Origin of the sequence: Pantoea sp. MBLJ3, assembly GCF_000816655.1 — a bacterium.
Taxonomy (GTDB): domain Bacteria; phylum Pseudomonadota; class Gammaproteobacteria; order Enterobacterales; family Enterobacteriaceae; genus Pantoea; species Pantoea eucalypti.
This window is the reverse complement of the sequence record NZ_JSUT01000030.1, coordinates 67,071-88,380: the sequence shown is the minus strand read 5'-3', so window position 1 is coordinate 88,380 and position 21,310 is coordinate 67,071. Positions and strand designations below refer to the sequence as shown.

Annotated in this window: 16 protein-coding genes; 10 read left to right on the top strand and 6 right to left on the bottom strand. The window is 51.9% G+C overall.

Annotated elements, in window-relative coordinates; genetic code table 11:
• The first annotated feature begins 37 nt into the window (after positions 1-37).
• The 7 genes from budA (at position 38) to NP77_RS22325 (ending at position 7,227) form a co-directional block, all read left to right on the top strand.
• Positions 38-820 (top strand): acetolactate decarboxylase, encoded by a 783-nt coding sequence (gene budA, locus NP77_RS22360; protein ID WP_008926804.1) that lies wholly within the window; start codon positions 38-40, stop codon positions 818-820.
• 14 nt (positions 821-834) lie between these two features.
• Entirely contained in the window at positions 835-2,514 is a 1,680-nt protein-coding gene (gene alsS / locus NP77_RS22355) for an acetolactate synthase AlsS (RefSeq protein ID WP_039661976.1), read from the top strand.
• Positions 2,515-2,537: 23 nt separating this feature from the next.
• On the top strand, positions 2,538-3,311 hold the full coding sequence (locus NP77_RS22350) for a (S)-acetoin forming diacetyl reductase (protein ID WP_039661974.1): 774 nt from the start codon (positions 2,538-2,540) through the stop codon (positions 3,309-3,311).
• Positions 3,312-3,516: 205 nt separating this feature from the next.
• A complete protein-coding gene (locus NP77_RS22340) occupies positions 3,517-4,968 on the top strand; it encodes a flagellin (protein WP_072040396.1) in 1,452 nt (483 codons plus the stop codon).
• A 339-nt stretch (positions 4,969-5,307) separates the two neighbouring features.
• Positions 5,308-6,621 (top strand): CitMHS family transporter, encoded by a 1,314-nt coding sequence (locus NP77_RS22335; protein WP_033762133.1) that lies wholly within the window; start codon positions 5,308-5,310, stop codon positions 6,619-6,621.
• A gap of 103 nt (positions 6,622-6,724) precedes the next feature.
• Entirely contained in the window at positions 6,725-6,976 is a 252-nt protein-coding gene (yefM, locus tag NP77_RS22330) for a YoeB-YefM toxin-antitoxin system antitoxin YefM (protein ID WP_003850602.1), read from the top strand.
• Positions 6,973-7,227: a Txe/YoeB family addiction module toxin gene (locus tag NP77_RS22325; protein ID WP_003850603.1), complete on the top strand. Its 255-nt coding sequence runs from the start codon at positions 6,973-6,975 to the stop codon at positions 7,225-7,227. Before yefM ends, NP77_RS22325 begins: the two co-directional genes overlap by 4 nt.
• A gap of 117 nt (positions 7,228-7,344) precedes the next feature.
• Here NP77_RS22325 and NP77_RS22320 read toward each other — a convergent pair whose 3' ends face one another.
• Positions 7,345-9,879 carry an excinuclease ABC subunit UvrA gene (locus NP77_RS22320; protein WP_039661969.1) on the bottom strand — a complete coding sequence of 845 codons (2,535 nt, stop codon included), beginning with the start codon at positions 9,877-9,879 and terminating at the stop codon, positions 7,345-7,347.
• A gap of 743 nt (positions 9,880-10,622) precedes the next feature.
• Here NP77_RS22320 and NP77_RS22315 point away from each other — a divergent pair.
• On the top strand, positions 10,623-10,826 hold the full coding sequence (locus tag NP77_RS22315) for a hypothetical protein (protein WP_039661967.1): 204 nt from the start codon (positions 10,623-10,625) through the stop codon (positions 10,824-10,826).
• A gap of 685 nt (positions 10,827-11,511) precedes the next feature.
• On the top strand, positions 11,512-11,958 hold the full coding sequence (locus tag NP77_RS22310) for an SgcJ/EcaC family oxidoreductase (protein ID WP_003850608.1): 447 nt from the start codon (positions 11,512-11,514) through the stop codon (positions 11,956-11,958).
• Between the two features lie 221 nt (positions 11,959-12,179).
• Here the strand turns inward: NP77_RS22310 and NP77_RS22305 are convergent, their stop codons facing one another.
• From NP77_RS22305 to NP77_RS22295, 3 genes are all read right to left on the bottom strand, one after another.
• On the bottom strand, positions 12,180-12,776 hold the full coding sequence (locus NP77_RS22305; protein ID WP_003850609.1) for a helix-turn-helix domain-containing protein: 597 nt from the start codon (positions 12,774-12,776) through the stop codon (positions 12,180-12,182).
• A gap of 502 nt (positions 12,777-13,278) precedes the next feature.
• A complete protein-coding gene (locus NP77_RS22300; protein ID WP_039661964.1) occupies positions 13,279-14,751 on the bottom strand; it encodes a DUF2382 domain-containing protein in 1,473 nt (490 codons plus the stop codon).
• A 291-nt stretch (positions 14,752-15,042) separates the two neighbouring features.
• Positions 15,043-15,612 carry a pyridoxamine 5'-phosphate oxidase family protein gene (locus NP77_RS22295; RefSeq protein WP_003850614.1) on the bottom strand — a complete coding sequence of 190 codons (570 nt, stop codon included), beginning with the start codon at positions 15,610-15,612 and terminating at the stop codon, positions 15,043-15,045.
• Positions 15,613-15,876: 264 nt separating this feature from the next.
• On the opposite strand from NP77_RS22295, the gene NP77_RS22290 reads away from it, so the two are divergent.
• On the top strand, positions 15,877-16,443 hold the full coding sequence (locus NP77_RS22290) for a GNAT family N-acetyltransferase (RefSeq protein WP_003850617.1): 567 nt from the start codon (positions 15,877-15,879) through the stop codon (positions 16,441-16,443).
• 61 nt (positions 16,444-16,504) lie between these two features.
• Here NP77_RS22290 and NP77_RS22285 read toward each other — a convergent pair whose 3' ends face one another.
• Positions 16,505-18,634: a bifunctional diguanylate cyclase/phosphodiesterase gene (locus NP77_RS22285; RefSeq protein WP_039661962.1), complete on the bottom strand. Its 2,130-nt coding sequence runs from the start codon at positions 18,632-18,634 to the stop codon at positions 16,505-16,507.
• A 1,080-nt stretch (positions 18,635-19,714) separates the two neighbouring features.
• Positions 19,715-21,097 (bottom strand): methyl-accepting chemotaxis protein, encoded by a 1,383-nt coding sequence (locus NP77_RS22275; RefSeq protein WP_039661960.1) that lies wholly within the window; start codon positions 21,095-21,097, stop codon positions 19,715-19,717.
• Between the last annotated feature and the right edge of the window lie 213 nt (positions 21,098-21,310).

Below are 21,310 nucleotides of genomic sequence, written 5' to 3'. Positions count from 1 at the left end.
GTTAACACGGCTTAACGGTTAATCGACGAGGCATCAAATGAGCAATTGTGTAACTGATTGTTCCTGCGAGGATCAACTAAAACATACTGTCTTAACGCTTTCCCAGGATGCGCCAGAAAGTGTAATCTATCAGACCTCTTTAATGAGTGCGCTGCTGAGCGGCGTCTATGACGGTAATGTCCGCATTGCCGACCTGCTGCGCAAAGGGGATTTCGGCCTGGGCACCTTCAACCGGCTGGATGGCGAGATGATCGCGTTTGACAGCAAAGTCTATCAGTTGCACGCCGACGGCAGCGCGCATCCAGCCGATCCGGCGCAGAAAACTCCGTTTGCGGTCATGACCTTTTTCAAGCCGCAGCACCTGTTTGAGTTTGACCGGCCGATGTCACGCGAGGACATCCATCGGGTGATCGACAGCGAAATCACCTCCGATAACCAGTTCTGTGCGCTACGCATCAGCGGTCGTTTCAGCCGCGTCGATACCCGCACCGTGCCGTGCCAGTGCCGCCCGTATCGATCCATGCCGGAAGTGCTGGACGATCAGCCTACCTTTTCCTTTAGCCAGCGTGCGGGGGAACTGATTGGATTCCGCACGCCGCAATATATGCAGGGCATTAACGTTGCGGGCTATCACGAACATTTTATTACCGACGACCGCGAAGGCGGCGGCCACATTCTCGATTACGCGCTGGAACAGGGCACCCTGACCTTTGGTGCCATCAGCAAGCTGGTCGTGGATCTGCCGCAGGACAGTGACTTTCTCAATGCCGACCTGAACCCCGCCAATCTTGACGCCGCGATCCGAGCGGTAGAAAGCTAATCAGAGGAATGACGATGAAAACTTCAACCGATACCACGCTCTGGACCTGTGGCGCTGACCTGGTGGTCGCGCAACTTGAGGCACAGGGTGTCCAGCATGTCTTTGGCATCCCTGGCGCAAAGATCGATAAGGTTTTTGACTCGCTGCTGGACTCATCCATTCAGACCATACCGGTTCGCCACGAAGCTAACGCCGCGTTTATGGCCGCCGCAGTTGGCCGTCTCACCGGCAACGCGGGTGTGGCGCTGGTTACCTCAGGGCCGGGCTGCTCTAACCTGATCACCGGTATGGCTACCGCCACCAGCGAAGGTGATCCGGTGGTCGCTATCGGCGGCCAGGTGAAACGTTCCGACAGTGCAAAGCAGGTTCATCAGAGCATGGACACCGTTTCGATGTTTCGCCCGATCACCAAATATGCGGTTGAAGTGACCGATCCCTCTGCGCTTTCTGAATGCCTGTCAAATGCGTTTCGCCATGCGGAACATGGCCGCGGCGGCGGTGCCTTTATCAGCCTGCCACAGGATATTGTCGATCAGCCGGTGACCGGCAAAGCGCTGAGCAGTAAAGGCCGTCCGGTGTTAGGTGCCGCGCCAGACGCGATGATTGAGGCAGTCAGCAGGGCGATTGCCGGGGCTAAAAATCCGGTTATCCTGCTGGGATTGATGGCGAGCCAGACGGAGAACAGCGAAGCCATCGACGAGCTACTGACCCGTAGTCATATTCCGGTCACCAGCACCTATCAGGCAGCCGGGGCCGTCAGACAGGATCACTTCTCACGTTTTGCCGGGCGTGTCGGGCTGTTTAATAACCAGGCAGGCGACCGGCTGCTGCAACAGGCTGACCTGATCATTACCATCGGCTACAGCCCGGTAGAATATGAACCTGCGATGTGGAACAGCGGCAATGCCACGTTGATTCATATCGACGTGATACCCGCAGAGACCGACAACCGCTATCTGCCCGATGCGGAGCTGGTGGGGGATATCGCGGCCACGGTGCGTAAACTGGCTGCGCGTATTACTGCGCCACGGCAACTGACTGCAGAAACTGCCTCTATTCTTGACGATCGCCAGCAGCAACGAAAATTACTGGCAATGCAGGGTGCCAGCCTCAATCAGTTTGCCCTGCATCCGCTGCGCATCGTGCGCGCCATGCAGGACATTATTAACAGCGATGTCAGCCTCACCGTTGATATGGGTAGCTTCCACATCTGGATCGCCCGCTATCTCTACAGCTTCCGCGCCCGCCAGATCATGATCTCCAATGGTCAGCAGACCATGGGCGTGGCCCTGCCGTGGGCGATTGGCGCCTGGCTGGTCGATCCGCAACGCAAAGTGGTGTCGGTTTCAGGTGATGGCGGCTTCCTGCAGTCCAGCATGGAGCTGGAAACCGCCGTCCGGTTAAAAGCAAATATTCTGCACATCGTCTGGGTTGATAACGCCTACAACATGGTGGCGATGCAGGAAGAGAAGAAATATCACCGCGTCTCTGGTGTTCATTTTGGCCCGATTGATTTTAAAGCCTACGCAGAAGCATTTGGGGCTGCGGGCTTTGCGGTGACCAGTGCAGCAGAACTGGAGCCTACGCTGCGAAAAGCGATGGATGTTCAGGGACCTGCAGTTGTGGCTGTGCCTGTTGATTACGCTGACAACCCGTTACTGATGGGCCAGCTGCATCTGAGTCAGCTTCTTTAAGTTCATGTAAAAAGGAAATCATGATGAAAAACAGAGTGGCATTTGTGACTGGCGCAGGCCAGGGCATTGGTGAAGCGATCGCCCTGCGTCTGGCGAAAGATGGACTGGCGGTCGCGGTGGCCGATTTCAATCAGGAGACCGCCCGCCAGGTCGCAGACAAGATCAACCAGTTGGGCGGAAAAGCGATAGCCCTGAAGGTCGATGTCTCGCAGCGCGATCAGGTGTTGACCGCAGTCGAAGAGGCTCGTCTCGCACTGGGTGGTTTTGACGTCATCGTTAACAACGCAGGTATTGCGCCCTCCACGCCAATTGCGGAGATTACCGAAGCGGTGGTCGACAAGGTCTACAACGTCAATGTCAAAGGGGTGATCTGGGGTATGCAGGCCGCGATTAAAGCGTTTGCTGCAGAAGGTCACGGTGGCAAAATCATCAACGCCTGCTCCCAGGCGGGTCACGTTGGTAATCCGGAGCTGGCGGTTTACAGCTCAAGCAAGTTCGCCGTGCGCGGCCTGACACAGACCGCCGCGCGTGATCTGGCGCCTGCCGGGATCACGGTAAATGCCTTTTGCCCGGGTATTGTCAGAACGCCAATGTGGCAAGAGATCGACAGACAGATTTCCGAAGCAGCTGGAAAGCCCGCCGGTTACGGCACGGAGGAATTTGCGAAACGTATTACGCTGGGACGTCTTTCTGAACCGGAAGATGTTGCCGCCTGCGTCGCCTACCTCGCCAGTCCCGACTCCGATTACATGACTGGCCAGTCACTTTTGATTGATGGCGGCATGGTGTTTAACTGATCTGCCCTCGCCTGCTTCGTTCCGGCGCAGCAGGCTCTGCTTCTGCACCCATTAAAACATTAGTTTCTTTTATCTCAAAAACGGTTAGCCATCAGCCTGTTGACCGTTTAATCGCGCCAGACCTGCGTTTTTGTCGCCTGAGAGATTAAAGCTGCTTATTATCCTGCCGATAAAACAGAGACTCCTCTCCCTGTTCAAAGCGACCATGTTAACGATCAACCATAACGAGCCCGCCGTCATCACGAACAAAATGCGGTACAGCACTGACTCTGTTCTGGGACGAACGGTTGAAAGGTTATCATCAGGGATGCGGATTAACAGTGCGAAAGACGATGCGGCAGGTCAGGCGATTGCCAACCGCATGACGGCCAATATCAACGCCGATGCGGTGGTAGCGCGCGGCCTCAATGACGCTATCAGCTATTCCCAGACCGCCAGCGGCGGCCTGGGTAGCATTGTCGATCTGCTGATCCAGGCCCGCACGCTTTCGGTTCAGGCAGCCAACGGCACGCTATCGGATGCGGACAGGCAGAGCGTCAACGGTGCATATCAGCAGATTCTGGCAGGCATCAATGACATCGCGGATCACACCGAGATTTTCGGGCGTTATCCGCTGGCGACCAATAATCCCGATCTGCCTCCTGCGAAACTGGGTAACGTTGACCCTATCAACACGAAGTTCCCGGTTCCAGGCAAGAATTACTCTTTTACCTCCGGCGTGATCCCGCTGGCCTATATTCCGGCAGGCTCGACAGCGATAAGCATCACCATCGACTCGCTGGGTATGGATGACGATCTCCAGCTCTTTACCCGCGACGGTAAGCATCTGGTCGGTACACCGCTGGATGGCAGTGCGCCCGATTACACCTGGGCCAGCAAAGGCATCACCAATGCGGCTACCGCAGATACCCGCCTGCTGACCAGCAAAAACGGTTTTGGCAGCGGTGCGGCATATGACAGTTCGCAACTGCTCGAGGGCGGTACAAGCTGGGCGCTGGCGGGCAGCAACAGCAGCACTTATAACGGCATGAACATCACGTATAGCGGTGATGGCGATCGTTATGAAGATGTCGCCAGCGGCGATTTCAATAACGGGACCATCACCAGTAACCGGCTTGAGCGCATCACGCTGGATACTGTAAACGAAGATTTGATTGTGGTGGTGGTGGGCAATGGCTCTTTCACGGGTAATCTGACCTGGGGAAAACTGCCCGAACCTAAAGGCGTGCCTGAAACGCCGCCACATGAGAGTCGTCCTCTGGAAGTGGTCACCAGCGCAGATTATGGTCAGCCAGTGCAATCGGATACCATCCCGGCTACACCGTCAGATACCAAAACCCTGGGGCTGAACAACACAACACTGCTGAACAGTCAGGACATCTCCAGCACCATGAAAGCGCTGGAGCGCGCGCTGGCGAAGATCAGCGGCTATCAGTCGACTTATGGCGCGAAGATTAACCGTTACGAATCAAACCGTAATGTGCTGGCGCAGCAGGGCGTGGATACCTCAGCAGCTCGCAGCCGCATACAGGATGCGGACTATGCAGAAGAAGCCAGTCAGCTGGCTCGTAACCAGATTATTCAGCAGGGCCAGACTGCCGTCAGTAAAATGGCGAACAAAACACCTGAAATGATTATTCAGCTGTTAGGCAGCTAATACTTTTAACCGGCAGGGCGTCCTGCCTCAGCCGTTTTCCCTGTTTCTTCTCCATTAACATCGCCTGATTCGGCCCTCTGCTGGCCCGAAATCCCCGGTTACCCCTCGTCACGCTTTGATCCCAGTCACACAAACTCGTTTAAGATTCGTTTAAGAATGGTCGTCATCACCTTTTTTTGTTAAATAAATGCTAAATGCTGATAACAATTTAATATCACCATCCTGCGCAGGATTAACTAAAACAACAGGTTAATCGTTACCAGACTAAGTAATTACCTGAATTTTCCTGCGGTCATAAGCACTTTTCATTACTTTTACGCCATTGCGAGGGCTGTTATTTTGCTGACAATACTGGGTTTTACCATGGTTGTTTGCTTCATGTATCTGATCATGACCAAACGCATGTCAGCCTTGATTGCGCTGATTCTGATACCAACCGTATTTGCGCTGATTGGCGGTTTTTACGCGGGCCTGGGTGACATGATGCTGGACGGCGTCAAGAAGCTGGCTCCTACCGGCGTCATGCTGACTTTCTCCATTCTCTATTTTGGTCTGATGATTGATGCCGGACTGTTTGATCCGCTGGTGCGCTTTATTCTCCGGATGGTGCGCGGCGATCCCCTGAAAGTGCTGGTCGGCACGGCGGTGCTGACCCTGCTGGTTTCACTGGATGGTGACAGCTCCACGACGTATATGATCGCTATCGCCGCGTTCCTGCCGCTCTATCACCGGCTGGGTATGAATGTGCTGATGATGACCTGTCTGGTCAACCTCGCCAGCGGTATCATGAACCTCTCGCCATGGGGTGGCCCGACAGCCCGTGCCGCAGCGGCACTGCGCATTGATGCCCTCGACATCTTTATTCCGATGCTTCCGGCCATGTTGCTGGCCTGCGTTAGCCTTGTGGCCATGGCAGTGCTGTTTGGTCTTCGTGAACGTAAGCGTTTAGGCGTGATGACCATGAAAGATCACCATCTCGACAATATTGAACTGGGTCTGGGGGATGCCGAAGAGTGCGCCGCCAATCGCCGGCCAAAAATGTTCTGGCCTAACTTCATCCTGACCACTGTGCTACTGGTGCTGCTGGTGGTTGGGTTAATGCCGATTCAGATCCTGTTTATGCTGGCATTTGCGATAGCGGTGATGCTCAACTATCCCACGCTGGAAGAGCAGAAAGCGCGCATCAGCTCCCATGCCGGTAACGTTCTGGCGGTAACCGCGCTGATTTTTGCCGCCGGTATTTTCACCGGTATCCTTTCCGGCACCGGTATGGTTGATGCAATGGCGAAAAGTTTGCTGGCGGTCATCCCGCACAGCTTTGGCCCTTACCTGGCAGTATTTACCGCGCTTGTCAGCCTGCCGTTCACCTTCTTTATGTCGAATGATGCGTTTTACTTTGGCATTCTGCCCGTTATTGCTCAGACAGCGGCCAGCTATGGCATTACCGCTGAAGAGATTGCTCGCGCTTCCATTGTCGGCCAGCCATTCCACCTGCTGAGCCCGCTGGTACCGTCAGTCTACCTGCTGGTGGGTCTGGCGAAGGTCGACATCGGTGACCATCAGCGCTTTGCAATCAAGTGGGGAATTCTGGTGAGTCTGGTATTGATGGCTGGCGGTCTGCTGACCGGTGCTTTCCCGTTGTTCCACCGTTAATCCTCTGCTTTCGGGTGGATAGCCGGCAATGTTCCCGGTTATTCGCTTCCCGAACTACAACAGTCATTGTACAATGACTTGTATTGTTCATTACGGAGGTTTTATGAGAGCAATCAGTTACAGCGAAGCCAGACAGAATCTTTCTGCCACGATGGTTCAGACAGTTGAAGATAAGGCACCGGTGTTAATCACTCGCCAGAACGGCGAATCCTGCGTGCTGATGTCGCTTGATGAATATAACTCACTGGAAGAGACGGCCTATCTGCTGCGTTCGCCTAAGAATGCTCGCAGATTGATGGATGCTATCGAAAGCCTGCAAAGCGGTAAAGGGACTGACAGGGATATTATTGAGTGAAACTGACCTGGTCCGCAGAAGCCTGGGAAGATTATCTGTACTGGCAGGATACTGATAAAAAAACCGTCAAAAAGATTAACGAACTCCTTAAAGATGCCAGCAGGACGCCTTTTGAAGGCAAGGGAAAACCCGAGCCCCTGAAGCATAATCTTGCGGGATTCTGGTCCCGCAGGATTACGGCGGAACATCGACTGGTCTACGCCGTCACTGAGGAGGCATTATTAATCGCCTCATGCCGTTATCACTACTGACCAGAAGTCGCCTTCCTGACATTGACGATCAACCGAGTGATTCGGTACAGGAAGCATCACACGGTTCCTGCACCCAGACACGGCCCCCATCCCGCAACAGATCGCTATGCCACCCGATTAATCCGGATCGCCTGCCCTCTTTTTCAGCTGCGCCGAAAGCCAGGGAGCTGTCAGACTTTCTGCAGAGAGACTCACCTCTTCCGGTAAGCCGGATGAAACAATCTTTCCTCCCCTGAGCCCCGAGCCGGGCCCCAGATCAATCACCCAGTCCGCTTCAGCCACAATGCGCATAGTATGTTCCGCCATAATCACCGTGTGGCCGCGCTTAACCAGTTCATCGAGCACAATCAGCAGCTTATCCATATCAGACGGGTGCAAACCAGTTGAGGGTTCATCAAGCAGATAGAGTGTAGGCGTACGCTGTAAACGCTGCAGTTCCCAGGCGAGTTTGATGCGCTGGCACTCGCCGCCAGACAACTCAGTGGCGGGTTGACCCAGCGTCAGATATCCCAGTCCCAGTGACGTCAAAGCTTTTAACGAACGCTGAATACCGTCATACGCGTGAAAGAGCGCAGTGGCGTCGTCCACGGTCAGAGCAAGCACATCCGCAATCGTCAGGTTGTTCCACTTCACTTCCAGCGTGTCGGGATTATAACGGCCTCCCGCACAGACTGAGCAGGTTGCGGTGGCGCTGGGCATAAACAGCAGCTCAATTGAAATCTGCCCCTGCCCTTCACATGCAGGACAGCGTCCGGCGGGTAAATTGAATGAGAAACGGCTGGCGCTGAAGCCTTTGGCTTTCGCTGCAGGGGTTTCTGCAAACAACCTGCGGATAATGTCGAAAAATCCGGTGTAAGTGGCCAGATTTGATCGAGGCGTTCTGCCAATAGGACGCTGATCGATTCTCACCAGTCGGCCGATGGCGTCACTTCCGCTCACCACCTGTCCTCTGACGTCTGCCACCAGATCCTCTTCCTCGCCCTCGTCGCTGTCAGCGATTTTATCAAAACGTCCGAGCATTTCCGGGAGCACGCGATTCAACAGTGTTGATTTACCGGAACCAGAAACCCCGGTGACAGCTGTCATTCTTGCCAGCGGAATAGCGATATCCATTGCGGAAATATTGTTGCAATGGACCTGCTCAAACCTGAGCCAGCTCTCTGCAGGCCGGCGCTGGCGCAGTCCGGTATAGCTCCGCGAGAAGAGATAGTCAGACGTGGGTGAAGCGATGTTTTTAAGTCCTGCGGGTTCGCCGTTATAAACGATCTCACCGCCATGCGTTCCCGGACCCGGGCCAACCTCAATGAGCCAGTCAGCCTCGGCGATGAGGTCCATATTATGTTCGACAACCACCAGCGAATTACCGGCGCGCACCAGGTTTTTCAGGGAAGTGAGCAGCGCTTTAACATCATCGGGATGCAGGCCGGCAGAAGGCTCATCCAGTACGTAAAGCACGCCAAACAATCGTGATATCAACTGGGTTGCCAGACGCACGCGCTGCAACTCGCCGGATGAGAGCTGGGTGGTCCGGCGGCCCGGTGCCAGATGGCCCAGCCCCAGCGTGTCCAGTTGCTGAAGCCGCATACTGATATCAGACGTCATCCGGATAACCGCCTCCCGCAGGGCAGCCTCTACAGGCAGGTTGGATGAGGTGCCATCAGCATAAGGCTTCAGCAGTTCTGCGAGCGCCGAGACAGAAAGCTCACTCAGGCTGGCAATGTCATAACCCGCAAAGGTGACGGATAAGGCATCCCGATTCAGTCTTTTACCGTGGCACGCTGAACAGGGCGTGACCGTGACATAACGGGCAAGCCGTTTCTTCGTCGTCTCACTGCCACCGGAATAACTCTGTAGTACGATTTTTGCGGCACTAGTGTAGGTCCCGGTATAAGCGGGCTCTTCACCCGCAGCCAACGCTTCTTCACGTTGTTCAGCATTCAGACCGATAAAAATCGGCACCGAAGGCTGTTCGTCCGTCAGCAATATCCACTGCTGGTCACGGGATGAAAGCGTATGCCAGGGCGCATCGACATCGTAACCGAGTGTCTCAAGGATGCTTCGCAGATTTTTGTTATGCCAGCCTCGGGGCCATGACGCGATGGCGCCCTGGCGGATACTCAGTGAGTCATCCGGCACCATTGAGTCGGTTTTGACGGTGTGTACGCTTCCCAGTCCCTGGCAATGCGGACAGGCTCCTTCTGGATTGTTAGGCGAGAAATAATCGGCGGTCATAAAAGGTACACCGTCGGGTCGTGCACCTGCCCGGGAAAACAGCAGACGCAGCGTAACGGAAATTCGGGTGAGGCTGCCCACCGTTGAGCGCTCCTGAGCACCCGCCCGGCTCTGTTGCAGAGCCACCGCAGGCGGAAGTCCATCAATATTATCTACATCCGGTGCCGCGGCCTGATCGATCAGTCTGCGGGCATGGGGCGAAACCGACTCAATAAACCGGCGCTGGGCTTCTGCGTAAAGCGTATCAAAGGCAAGTGACGATTTACCGGAACCTGACACGCCGGTAAACACCACCATGGCGTTGCGGGGAAACCGAAACGAGACATCTTTAAGATTATGCGTTCTTGCACCCTGTACCGAAACATAAGGGTCGATATGCTCATCAGCGCGGTTACATTCAGCGTTGCGTTGGTCTGTCATGATTTCCCTGTTTAAAAATGCATGGCAGCCTGACATTCGCCTGCCATTAATGATTGAAACATTTCAGATGCTCATCGGGTCTTCAGGCTATCCGGCCCGTTTGAGAATTGAAGCAACAGCAAGGGTAGTCACGGATTTCTATCTTCACAACGCAACAGGTCGTTGAATGACTCCTGATAAATTCTGCTCCGCACTCCTGAATCAGTACATCCCGACCATTTACTACCTGAACCTAATAGTCTGAACCAGAGGCGAAATAGTGCATGACTTTGGTAAATAGAAGTAAAGAGAAGTAAACATAATTTTGCTGATCAGGTGCTGATGCAGGTCTTTAATGAAACCGTGATTTAAAAAACAATCGTTATTTAAATATGAACCCCATACATCTTGTTAGCATTTCCCTCGATAATTTAACGGCAGACTTTAGCTGAGCACCACTGGTTTATTTTACCTATTCAGAACTCATTATTTCCCGCAAACCAAAATAATCATTCAATCAAATGCCAAAAATTAAAGAGATCAATATATTCAATTAGTTAAAAGGTAATCATCTGATTTTCCATTGGTGATAACTATGGATGATTTGATTTAAAATCACTTTACCTATCAATCGCGTTAGCCGACCTCCGTTGACTATCACTCCCCGAAATATAAAGATGTTTCACATCGGGCAAGACGGATATCAATATTAAATTAAGAAAAGTTTATCTCGTCAGTATTATTCAGCATTAAGGATTCATTTAATGCGGACAGACCTTATCATTTCTGATAATGTCTGCGATGAATATCCTGATGAAATCGATCTTATCTGGATGTATGGGAAAGTTAATCAGCGCATCGGATCAAATGATAATGGAAATGAAAATGGTTACTTTTACGGATCTGAGCGCCTGATGACCGATGTTGAAGGTGCATTCCTTGATGATACAGGAATATTAAACTATTAATCAGCAGATGTTATATTATGAATATTCAATTACATAACAGCGCTTAATTATCGCTGAAAAATTCACCGACAGCGGTGGCGCTTACTATATTACTGGCTCCTTCAGTAACGCTTATTGCCAATGACCAAATTTAAATTCTGCAAAAAATTTGAGCACCAGTTCATGCTGATTAAAATTATCGCTTACACCTATGAGCCTCAGCAGCAAAATAGCCAGAAATTGAATAAAAACGCACTTATCAAAATCAGAATGAAATTTTAATTATATATACCAGGTAATAGATAGCGTCATTGTCAGATTTTTTAATTTTCATTAAACAGAGACTATATCTCTGAGCTTATCTAAACTCAAAAAGTGAGGTGTTCACTATGCGTAAAAACATTCTTTTATTATCAACGTTTTTAGTTTTATTTAACGTATCAGCCGGTGCGATGGCTTCATGAATGCTCAGCCACCGGACTGAGCATTCATGAAGCGGAAAAATCCCTCGCGAAAAAAGCGGAAGCAAAAGGGGTTAACTATAAAATAATCGGCGCACACTATGGTAATTATGTGTATCTGATTGCCAAAACGGAGCCGTAATTTTCAGTAATGGTTAATAGCTAAAACGACTTACCGGCTGTGAAGTATATAAAAGTGATATTTCAGTGCCTGTTTCTTAACACACTTCATAAAAGGATAGATTATGAAAAAAAGTATGTTGCTTTTACTGACTGCTTTCTCAGTCAATGCTTTTGCACAGACTACGCAGGATTGTGTAAAAACGGATCAACAAGAGATTGCAGGATTATTTGACCGCTGGAACAACTCTCTGCAGACCGGCGATGCCCACAAAGTCGCTGAAAACTATCTGAGCGATGCGGTTCTTCTGCCCACCCTCTCAAACAAAGTAAGAAAGAGTGATGCGGAGCGTGTGGATTATTTTGAGCATTTTCTGGAGAAAAAACCTGTCGGTAAAATTGAGAGCCGGACCATTCGCACCGGTTGCAACAAGGCAACCGACAGCGGGGTCTATACCTTTACCTTTGCAGATAAGTCTTCAGTAAAAGCGCGCTACACCTTTACCTATGTCTGGGATGGGAAAGCGTGGAAAATCTCGTCGCATCACTCCTCCGCAATGCCGGAAGGCTGAATCTTTGCTGATGCTCAGGCCGGCCTGAGAGATAACTAAAGCGGTAATGGCTTCTTATTACAGCCAGTCAGGCTGGATGTTCAGTGACCCTGCCCGGTGCCCTTTCTCATTCAGGTAAAGGCACCGGGCAAGTGACGCAGGGAATGTCTTAGTGACTGACGAGGATAAAAGGTGATGCTCAGCGCACTGGTCAGCCTTTTGCGAAACGAAAGTGCGCTTTACTAATCAATCAGTTTGCCTTTGTCCAGTTGAACCGCGCCCGTTTCCCGGAGCTTCTTCAATACCCGTGATGCCGTGCTTTTGGATAAAAAAGTGCTATTGGTCAGAAAGTAAAGCACTGAAAATCGCTTTTTTATATGACACGGAAACGCACTCCACCGGCTGATTGCATTAGTGACCTGCACTTCCGAATTGGCATAATGTGACTGAAGGCAGTTCAGCAGATCGGTGTGATAACCTGACATGATTTTCATAACGTCCGGAAACAGCCCTTTATGGTTTACGAGGCTCCAGAACTGGTTATATTCAATGCTGTAAATTTTTCCGTAGTCGACTTTCTCAATGAATATCGGCGGTGCTTCCAGTGCCGGCATGGCGCCGATGACAAACGGCCCCGTAATGATATTGATGATTTTATTTCCATTTTTTGAACGGATAATAAAATCCCCTTCCTTAATCAGGTATACCTTTCTCTCCTGACCAGTGAAAAAATCGAAGAACTGCTTCCCCCGTGAAAGTCGATCGAATCTTGCCGGTTTAATGTAAGGCTCCATATTATGGATGATATTAAGATGACTTTCCGCAACATGCCTGGACATAAAAAACTTCCTTTTGATTGCTCCTTAACGAATGAAGATAGTATTTAAAAATAATTCAGCTTATGTATAAGCTGGAAATAAAAATAGTCTCAAATGCATACGCTTGTATATATGACTGATTTGTTTTTAGTCACGCCCTGATTTCGTAAACTTCACAAGATTTTAACTTGCTGGCTCGTATGCTACTTATGTGAATAACAATACAGCACTAATCTATTTTTCATATCCACAACCTTTAAAAGAAAAAATTGTGTCGTGATTATCATGTAGAAAAAAACCTTTAATCCAGGCTTAGGGGATGGCAGTTAATAACAAGATCAAACTGCAATATGAATCACTGTATTCGTGTCTTGAGAGGGTGCGTCTTTTAAAGAGGAATTCTTAAAACCATGACATCACCTATCTTTTACGCTTCAGCTGCGGCAAACCGGGCTGGCAATGCCCGACCCGATAAACCGCTGTAATCGTATTTACTCAAAATGTTGCATCCACCGTCATGGCATTACGGTTTTTTGAATTTGTCTTCAACCTTCTCTTTCGCTTCCGCGATTTTATCCCCAGTTTTTTCTGTAAAGCTGTCTTTATGAGCTGGCCCACTTCCTGGTGTTACCAGACGGGTGTTGTAGCCATGGTCAGCGCGAGCCTGACCCGTGCTCTCAACCAGCGGATCGGTCGCAGTGTGATTGCCGGTCACCGGGTCTGCACTTAACGGATCTCTGCTGGCATGGTCAATATCTACTTCCTGACGGCGTACAGAATCATTAATGGTTTCGACACGATCGCTGGCCTCTTTACGCAGCACCACTTCTTCAATAATTTCCGCAGTCTTATTAATGACAGGCTGCTCATGCGACTCTTCCACTTCAACCGTTTTTTCAGACCAATCGACATTGCCCGGTGAGCCTGTTCCGCTGACCGGACGACGGAAGATTTCGGCATGTTGCTCACGCAGCGAAATATTTTCTGATACGGGTTCCGTGACAGTGTAGCGACGAACGCGGGTTGAGCCTTCACTGACCAGACGTTTGCCTACTTCCAGACGTTCTTCTGCCAGCCGCAGCACGTCTTCGTTACTTTCATCACCGGTTAATGGAGTACGACCCGCGACACGATGAGCCGGTTCAGTATGAAGTGGTTCGACTGCTGCGCTATCCTGAAACGTTCCGCTAGCGGGTGCAGTCAGGCCATCATTTGTTACGTCGTCGTCAGGTAACGCAGCACGACGTTCTGTCAGTTCTTCATGCGCATCAAGGATACCTAACGCTCGAGGTAGCTCATCTTCATCCGCCCGAAGCGACAGCACTACACCGCCAGTACGCATCGCGTCTTCATAGACTTCGGCCTGATCTTCTTCCAGCGTATTGCCAAACAGGCGCTGCCAGAAACCAGGGTGACGGGCTTCGTGTCCTTCAGTACGCAAGCGATCGCCGGAAATGATGTCAATGTCATCATCCAGGAAACCGGCCTTAATCAGGTTACGCTTTGCACCCTCAGCCAGTGAGAGACTGCTGAACATTGTGACGATTGTTTCACGTGCCATGTTGTGTTCCTCGATGATGGATTTGGACGGCTCTGAGTGGAATGTTCGGGTCAGATAAGCGTGCTGTTTACGCAGGGTGACGATCTCTTCTGTCTCTTCCATGCTGACAACCTTGCGGATATGCCACTCCTCTTTCAGCACCAGATGACGAACAATCTCGATTTCCTCTTCGACGATTGGAATGATCAGCACACCATTCTCTTCACGGATCTCCGGCATCGCCGTCAGCCGCTCCGACTTGGGAATGCGGTCAATCTCCGCTGTCTGATGCCGGAGCATCAGCGCAATTTTTTGCTGATGCTCGGTGACCTGTCGGGTAACTCTGACATGGCCATCAGTGACCCGCTGTCTGGAAATCTCAATGACTTCTTCCGCCAGTCTTATTACCTGGTCGTTACCCTCTGACCCTGGTTCTTCAGGAGGTTGATTGTTCATGGTTAACCTGCCTGTGATACAGAGCGATCATTTGTACTTTTCCTGACCTTGAGCATAAGTGACTGCTTTCCGGCTGATTAAAGCCTGGCACAAAGAACTACAAAAGATAGAAAAATACAGAAAAATGCAGTCAATTTAAGTAAAAGTGTCGCTAAAAGACGCTAAGCGATGCGGCAGATCAAATCACTAATCGCAGCGGGAAACAGTCAAATCTGTTTTGCTGCTTCCCGGGGAGAATAAAGAGATAGGATCAGGGATTAACCGGGTATGACGTAAATCAGCTACCTCACATCACGGGTTGAGCCATTCACTTTCCTGCAAGCTTCCATGAGGAGAGTAATGAAACAGGGCACGCTGATTATCATTTCGCTGAAGCTGATAAGCGTCCAGTACGCTGACCCGCACGATCACCACGCCAAAGCGAGACGCTCCCGACTCCACGGCTGTCGCTTCGCGTCTCTCATCAGCGGCTACCCGTACTTCACCCGGTGGTCCACCGGTGTAAGTCTGCTGCGTATGCTGCGGTAACTCACGCCACGCTGACCGGGCAACATCACTCCCTGCCGCATAGCACTCAACCCGACCCACCATCCGCAACTGCAGGCGCCGCTGATGACAATATCCCAGCACGCTAACCTGCGGGTTAGCCGCCATCTCCTGCCACTTCGGGCTGCGGACATCGGTATGAAATGTCAGCATCCGGTGGCTGTCATCACACTGGCGCAGCACCACGATGCGCGCCTGTGGTTGCTGCGCACTATCTACGGTACAGAGCGTCAGATAACGAAACCCGCTCTGTGGATCGGCTGCGCCAGCCACCAGTTCCGCCCAGGCGGTTGCTTCAAACGTTTTCAGATCCATTGGATATTATTCTCATCAGTGTCGGCTTTCAGCCATCTGGCTAAAAGCGTAGCAACGAAGTGGGCAGATGAACGTTCATCGCAGCGATATCGGCAAATGCGCCCAGCGAAGACAGGCGGTCAACACTCAGGATTGTGCAGAGAATGAACTAAATTCAGAATGACGAGAACGCGTGAAGAGCAGCAAAAAGTGAATGCCATCGGTCAGCGATGCTGTGCTATTTTGCACCATTGATTGCAGATTCGACATGCAGGGAGTTGTATCATGTCTGGTGAATTCACGTCAGAAATGCCACCGCAAATCACGTCGCCACGCCTGACCTATCGCCCGCTGCGCGAGGAAGACTGGCCATTCTATCTGGCGGTCAGTCAGGATCGAACGGTAATGAAGTACATTAGCGATCCGCGCAGCGCAGACGCGATCAGAAGTCTCTCTTTTGATGTCCGCCTGCCCGCCTGGTATCCGGGCTGTAATCACTGGCTGTGTCTGGTAATTGAGGAAAAAACAACCGGTTCAATGGCTGGCTTCTGCGGGTTCATCGATCGCGGAGAAGGCATTGCCGAGTTTGGATTTATTCTTGCGGCCAACGCGCAGGGCAAAGGCTATGGCAGCGAGTCACTGCATGCCACTATCGCCTTTTGCTTTGAGCAACTGGACTATCGCAAGCTGACCGCCACGGTGACCGCAGGCAATGAGGCCTCATGCCGGACTTTGCTTTCTGCGGGCTTTGTTCAGGAAGGGACAATACGGCAGAATTTCTTTCTCGACGGCAAGTGGCAGGATGACTGGCTATTTGGCCTGCTGAAACAGGAATACCGGCCAGCAGGCTGACCTGACACGGTAACGGACTGGCGTCGCTCATCCTGCACTTTGCCTGTCACGGGCGCATCAACTAATGGGGCATGACGTCGTGTCCGCTGGCGACAGCTGGCGGATAGTGTTCTTCACCGCACAGCATCGTCTCAAAGTCCGCTGGCGTCATTGGCCGGCAAAGGCCATTGCCCTGCATAATGTCGCATCCGGCAGTAGTCACAAAAGCGACCTGCTCTTTGTCTTCCACGCCTTCTGCCGCCACACGAATCCCCAGGCTTTTGCCGAGCGCGGTAATTGATCGGAACATCATCCGCACCCGCATGCTTGAACTCAGCTCGTGCGTCAGCGACTTATCAATTTTAAAGCCTGCTACAAAGCTATAACGAAGCAGGTTAATCGCCCCTAGCGTACGTCCGTAATGATCGATAATGAATGAAGCGCCTGTCCGGCGTACCGCCTCAACCTGAACAGGCAAATCCTGCACCAGTACAGCAAGCAATGGCTCATCCACCTCCAGCTCAACAAAACCGGCATCACCGCCCGCACTCTCGCGTATCACCGCCTCCAGGCTATTACCGGCTAACTGACGCGGAAAAAGGTTGATACTGACACGAAGCTGAGGCGCGCGAACCTGCCACTGCCGGACCTGTGCCAGCGCACTGCGAATGATCCACTCTCCCAGTGTCACGGAAAGCGGACTCTTTACCAGCATGCCGATAAATTCGGCGGGCAACAGCAGCCCGCGAGTCGGATGCTGCCAGCGTACCAGTGTCTCGCAGCCAACAAGCTTTCCGCTTTCAACGTCGTAGCGGGGCTGGTAATAAAGCGTAAACTGCTGCTGCCGCACCGCCGTTTCCAGCTCGCGCTCAAAGCGGCGGCGTTGCTGTTCCGCTTCGCGAAACGCGGGCATAAATAGCATACTGCAGCCTTTCCCAGATGCTTTGGCGCGATAAAGTGCAAGGTCAGCCGCGGACATGACAGATGAGGGATCACGCCCATGCTCCGGATAAGAGGCGATGCCGGTGCTGGCACCCACGACTACCGGCGAGTCGTGATAGCGGAACGGCGTCTGTACGGCTGCAATCAGCCTTTCCGCCGTGATTGCCGCTTCTGCGCTGCCGCCAGCTAGCAGGATCACAAATTCGTCACCGCCCAGCCGGGCAGCCGTCACCGCACTGGCGCAGACCGCACGAATCTGTTCCGCCACATGGCACAGCAACGCATCCCCGGCAGCATGCCCCAGCGTATCGTTAACTTCTTTGAAACCATCAAGATCGGTCATCAGTAATGTATAAGGCACGGCTGCTTTAGTCAGTTGCCCGACCTGGTCCATAAACGCGCTACGGCTGGCGAGACGCGTTAGCATATCTATTGAGGCCAGCTCACAAAGCCGCGCTTCACTCTCATAGCGAGCCGTCACATCACGGATAATCATGCCTACCAGCCGATCGCCTTCTTCACGCCAGCCAGAAAAAGAGACCTCTGCCGGGAATTCACGACCGTCGCGCGTCACACCCCATATCTGCAACGAACGAGGATGCGAAATAGCGGCTTCGTCAGAGGTAATCCTGGCCAGTTCGTTTCGGTAGTCAGTCTGGCAGCGGGCCGGAATCAACTCGCTGACGTACTGACCACGCATCTCCTCTGCGCTGTAACCGAACAGCGCGGTAGCAGCCGGATTCCAGAAGGTAATGCCGCGACGCAGGTCTGTACAGACAATGGCGTCGGGAGAGGTGGAAGAGATCGCCTGAAGCCGCTGCTGACTGGTATAGCGCAATAATTCCAGACGATGCATTTCCATGCGATCCATGACCAGCGCGGCAATGTCAGCCAGATGCTTTCGATCCTCTGCAGTCAGCGGCTCACGAGGATGAGTGTCGGTCAGGCAGACCGTACCAATGTGGTGACCATCCGGAGTCGAGAGCGGAATCCCCGCATAAAAGCGGATAAAGGGGTAACCGTGAACCAGCGGACTGTCGCGAAAGCGCGGATCTTTCAACGTATCGGGCACGCAGAGAATCTCGCCCTGCGCCAGGGTATGATGGCAGAAAGCAACGTTTCGCGATGTACCTGAGATATTTAAACCGTAGCGGGAGGCAAAAAACTGCCGCTTTTCATCGATAAGCGACACAAAAGCGACCGGCACCCGGAACAGCCTGGCAGCAAGCGTGGTCAGACGATCCAGCGCATCGGTCGGCGGTGAATCCATCAGGTTGTACTGCTTAAGTGCGTTGAGGCGAGCCGCCTCGGCATCATGATAAACTGGACGTTTCAGCGTAACTCTCCTCTGATGTTATCTGCTGCAGTCGGCACGACACAGCGTAAAGAGGACTCGTTCAATCAGACAGGACACGCAGAATTTGCTATCGACCCGTTGCCAGAAGAAAGGCCCACCAGTGAACTCTGCAACAAAAGATCGCCGCGATGAGCCCGATGAAGCTGGCACCGCAGATAAAGGGACGCCAGTTAATACGTTATGCCTGGCAGAGGAATTGCAGCGGATCAGCAGCTTATGGCGGATCACGCCAGGAAACTCTGGCCAGGGCTTATCAGACGAGCGCAAAAAGCGCTTCGCTTGACTCACTATATCGGCCTGGAATAGCTTTACTTAAGTGTTAATACAGGCTGAAAACCTGACTTTGCCAGCTTTGACAGGTGCTCATAATGCAGATGTCCTTCAGCCAGCAACATCAGCACTTCATACTTTTCCTGGCAAACCTGCGCCGGCTTGGTGATGCTTTCATGCCCTGCCAGATGCGCTGACTAACGTCAAAATTGTTCTGTTACCCTTTCCTGAGAAAAAATCAGCAGCCTCGCGCAGTTCATACCCATTACGCTGTACGGAAACAGGCGGTCTTAAACGCTGATTTCCCGGATGAGTGACTCCCTGTTCAGTGCCCCGGTGACGAAACCACTGGGGATGAAAGGGTGGCAGCGGAAATATGAATTTGAGTTAAGTTTAGAGTGCCAGGCAATCCGCAGCTGTCAGAAAGCGTCAGACATGCATAAAACTGAATAAATTAACTGAAGTTTTATCTTATTTTCCTGCCGCATAAAGATTACGCGACTGAGAATAACAATCGCCATTACTAAGGGTGATGTTGACCAGGTGATGATTAACGTCGATCACGCGCTCCGTAAAGTGAGGCATTCATTCAATTATTAAATAAAAATCATCGTGAATTTTTATTTCGACACCTAAAGCCATTGTTTACCGGTCTGATTGTTATCTGGCCGGGCGATACCTGATCGGCACTCGCCCAGCCAGCTTTTCAACGGCCGTAACATACTAATTAACCGTGGCAACAGCTTGATTCGGCAAAGTGAAACGCGTAATCACACTGCCCAGCGTCTGGGTCTGTCCACTGAGACTGCCTGCCGTCACGGAAACCTGCTGAACCAGTGTCGCATTCTGCTGAGTAACGCGGTCAAGTTCAGCAACGGCCACGGTGACCTGGGCAATACCTTTGCTCTGCTCATCCGATGCCAGCGCAATCTGTCCAATCAGTTCATTGACCCCATCGACGCCACGCAGCACGGCTCCCATGGTGGTTCCCGCACTCTCGGCTGCCCGGCGGCCATCCTCAACGCGCGTCACGGTATCGGCAATCAGTTCTTCAATCTCTTTTGAGGCAGCTGCGCTTCGCTGTGCCAGTGAACGAACTTCACTAGCGACCACCGCAAAACCCCGGCCCTGCTCGCCCGCACGGGCGGCCTCTACGGCGGCATTGAGCGCCAGAATGTTGGTCTGAAACGCAATGCCATTAATGGTTGTAGTGAACTGCCGGATTTTTTCAGACCCCTGCGCGATGCTGGTGATGGCTGCCGATACTAACTGAACCAGTTCCACGCCCTGATGAGTGGTATTCGTGGTCGTGGCAGCCAGTTCACGTGCTTCACGCGCATTTTGTGCATTATGACGCACGGTGACCGTGATCTCCTCCATGCTGGCTGCGGTCTGCTCCAGTGCAGCGGCCTGTGTCGATGTCCGATCGGAAAGGTCGGCGTTACCCGCGGCAATGTCACCCGCTTCACGATGAAGAATGGCGGCGTTGTCGCGGATAGCACTGACCGTCTGCAACAGACTGTATTGCATCTCTTTGATCAGCGGCACCAGTTGCCCGACACAGTTACGCCCCAGATCGTCCGGCTCACGCGTAAGATCACCGCCAGCAATGATGTTTAAATGAGCGCGAATTTTACCGACAGGACGTACCAGATGAACAACCAGATAACGGTCACAAAACAACAGCAAGGCCAGAACAGCCACCAGCGCTGCCAGTAATACGCTCTCCAGCCGATGTCGATCAGTTTTCAGTGGGGCCTGATTCCGGGCTAACTGTTGCGTGATTTTATCCAGCTGGGCGCGGGCAACAGATGCGAATTCAGAAGGTGTGGCTGTGAGTGCATTACGGAAGTTATCCCAGCCAGCATCGGCTGGGGTTAAAGCGACGAGAGCACTCTTCTCGGCTGCCGTACCGCTTTGCATAATAATAGCGCTGTTCGTCAGAAAACGTAGTTGTTGCGTCAGCGCCTCAGAACGATCAGTTTGTCGATAGATGTCGCGCACGAAATGGCTGCTGAAGCCGCCAGCTAATGCCACCACGCCCAGTGAGACGATCATCATCCACAGTACCACGCGGCGAATAGTGAAATGCCTGAGTGAATTCATGAGTTTTCCCCGATGTTGTCATTGGTGTAGGTAAAGAAAGTAAAAGTAAATTATGCCATTTGATTTATCGCGTTATTATATAGCGCGCTATGTTTATAGTAGGTATACTGGCAGGATATTTAAGAAATTAATAGTTTTTGACGACGAAATAATAGAATCAGCAATACGAAAATATTTCGTTAAAGAAAAAATATTTGCTTACCTGGCCAGTGA

What these genes read in the sequence shown, in the direction of transcription:
- NP77_RS22300 (WP_039661964.1), bottom strand. Translation starts at nt 14,751, where the DNA reads ATGAACAATCAACCTCCTGAAGAACCAGGGTCAGAGGGTAACGACCAG.
- yefM (WP_003850602.1), top strand. Translation starts at nt 6,725, where the DNA reads ATGAGAGCAATCAGTTACAGCGAAGCCAGACAGAATCTTTCTGCCACG.
- NP77_RS22305 (WP_003850609.1), bottom strand. Translation starts at nt 12,776, where the DNA reads ATGTCCAGGCATGTTGCGGAAAGTCATCTTAATATCATCCATAATATG.
- NP77_RS22295 (WP_003850614.1), bottom strand. Translation starts at nt 15,612, where the DNA reads ATGGATCTGAAAACGTTTGAAGCAACCGCCTGGGCGGAACTGGTGGCT.
- NP77_RS22315 (WP_039661967.1), top strand. Translation starts at nt 10,623, where the DNA reads ATGCGGACAGACCTTATCATTTCTGATAATGTCTGCGATGAATATCCT.
- NP77_RS22350 (WP_039661974.1), top strand. Translation starts at nt 2,538, where the DNA reads ATGAAAAACAGAGTGGCATTTGTGACTGGCGCAGGCCAGGGCATTGGT.
- NP77_RS22290 (WP_003850617.1), top strand. Translation starts at nt 15,877, where the DNA reads ATGTCTGGTGAATTCACGTCAGAAATGCCACCGCAAATCACGTCGCCA.
- budA (WP_008926804.1), top strand. Translation starts at nt 38, where the DNA reads ATGAGCAATTGTGTAACTGATTGTTCCTGCGAGGATCAACTAAAACAT.
- NP77_RS22285 (WP_039661962.1), bottom strand. Translation starts at nt 18,634, where the DNA reads ATGGATTCACCGCCGACCGATGCGCTGGATCGTCTGACCACGCTTGCT.
- NP77_RS22340 (WP_072040396.1), top strand. Translation starts at nt 3,517, where the DNA reads ATGTTAACGATCAACCATAACGAGCCCGCCGTCATCACGAACAAAATG.
- NP77_RS22310 (WP_003850608.1), top strand. Translation starts at nt 11,512, where the DNA reads ATGAAAAAAAGTATGTTGCTTTTACTGACTGCTTTCTCAGTCAATGCT.
- NP77_RS22320 (WP_039661969.1), bottom strand. Translation starts at nt 9,879, where the DNA reads ATGACAGACCAACGCAACGCTGAATGTAACCGCGCTGATGAGCATATC.
- alsS (WP_039661976.1), top strand. Translation starts at nt 835, where the DNA reads ATGAAAACTTCAACCGATACCACGCTCTGGACCTGTGGCGCTGACCTG.
- NP77_RS22275 (WP_039661960.1), bottom strand. Translation starts at nt 21,097, where the DNA reads ATGAATTCACTCAGGCATTTCACTATTCGCCGCGTGGTACTGTGGATG.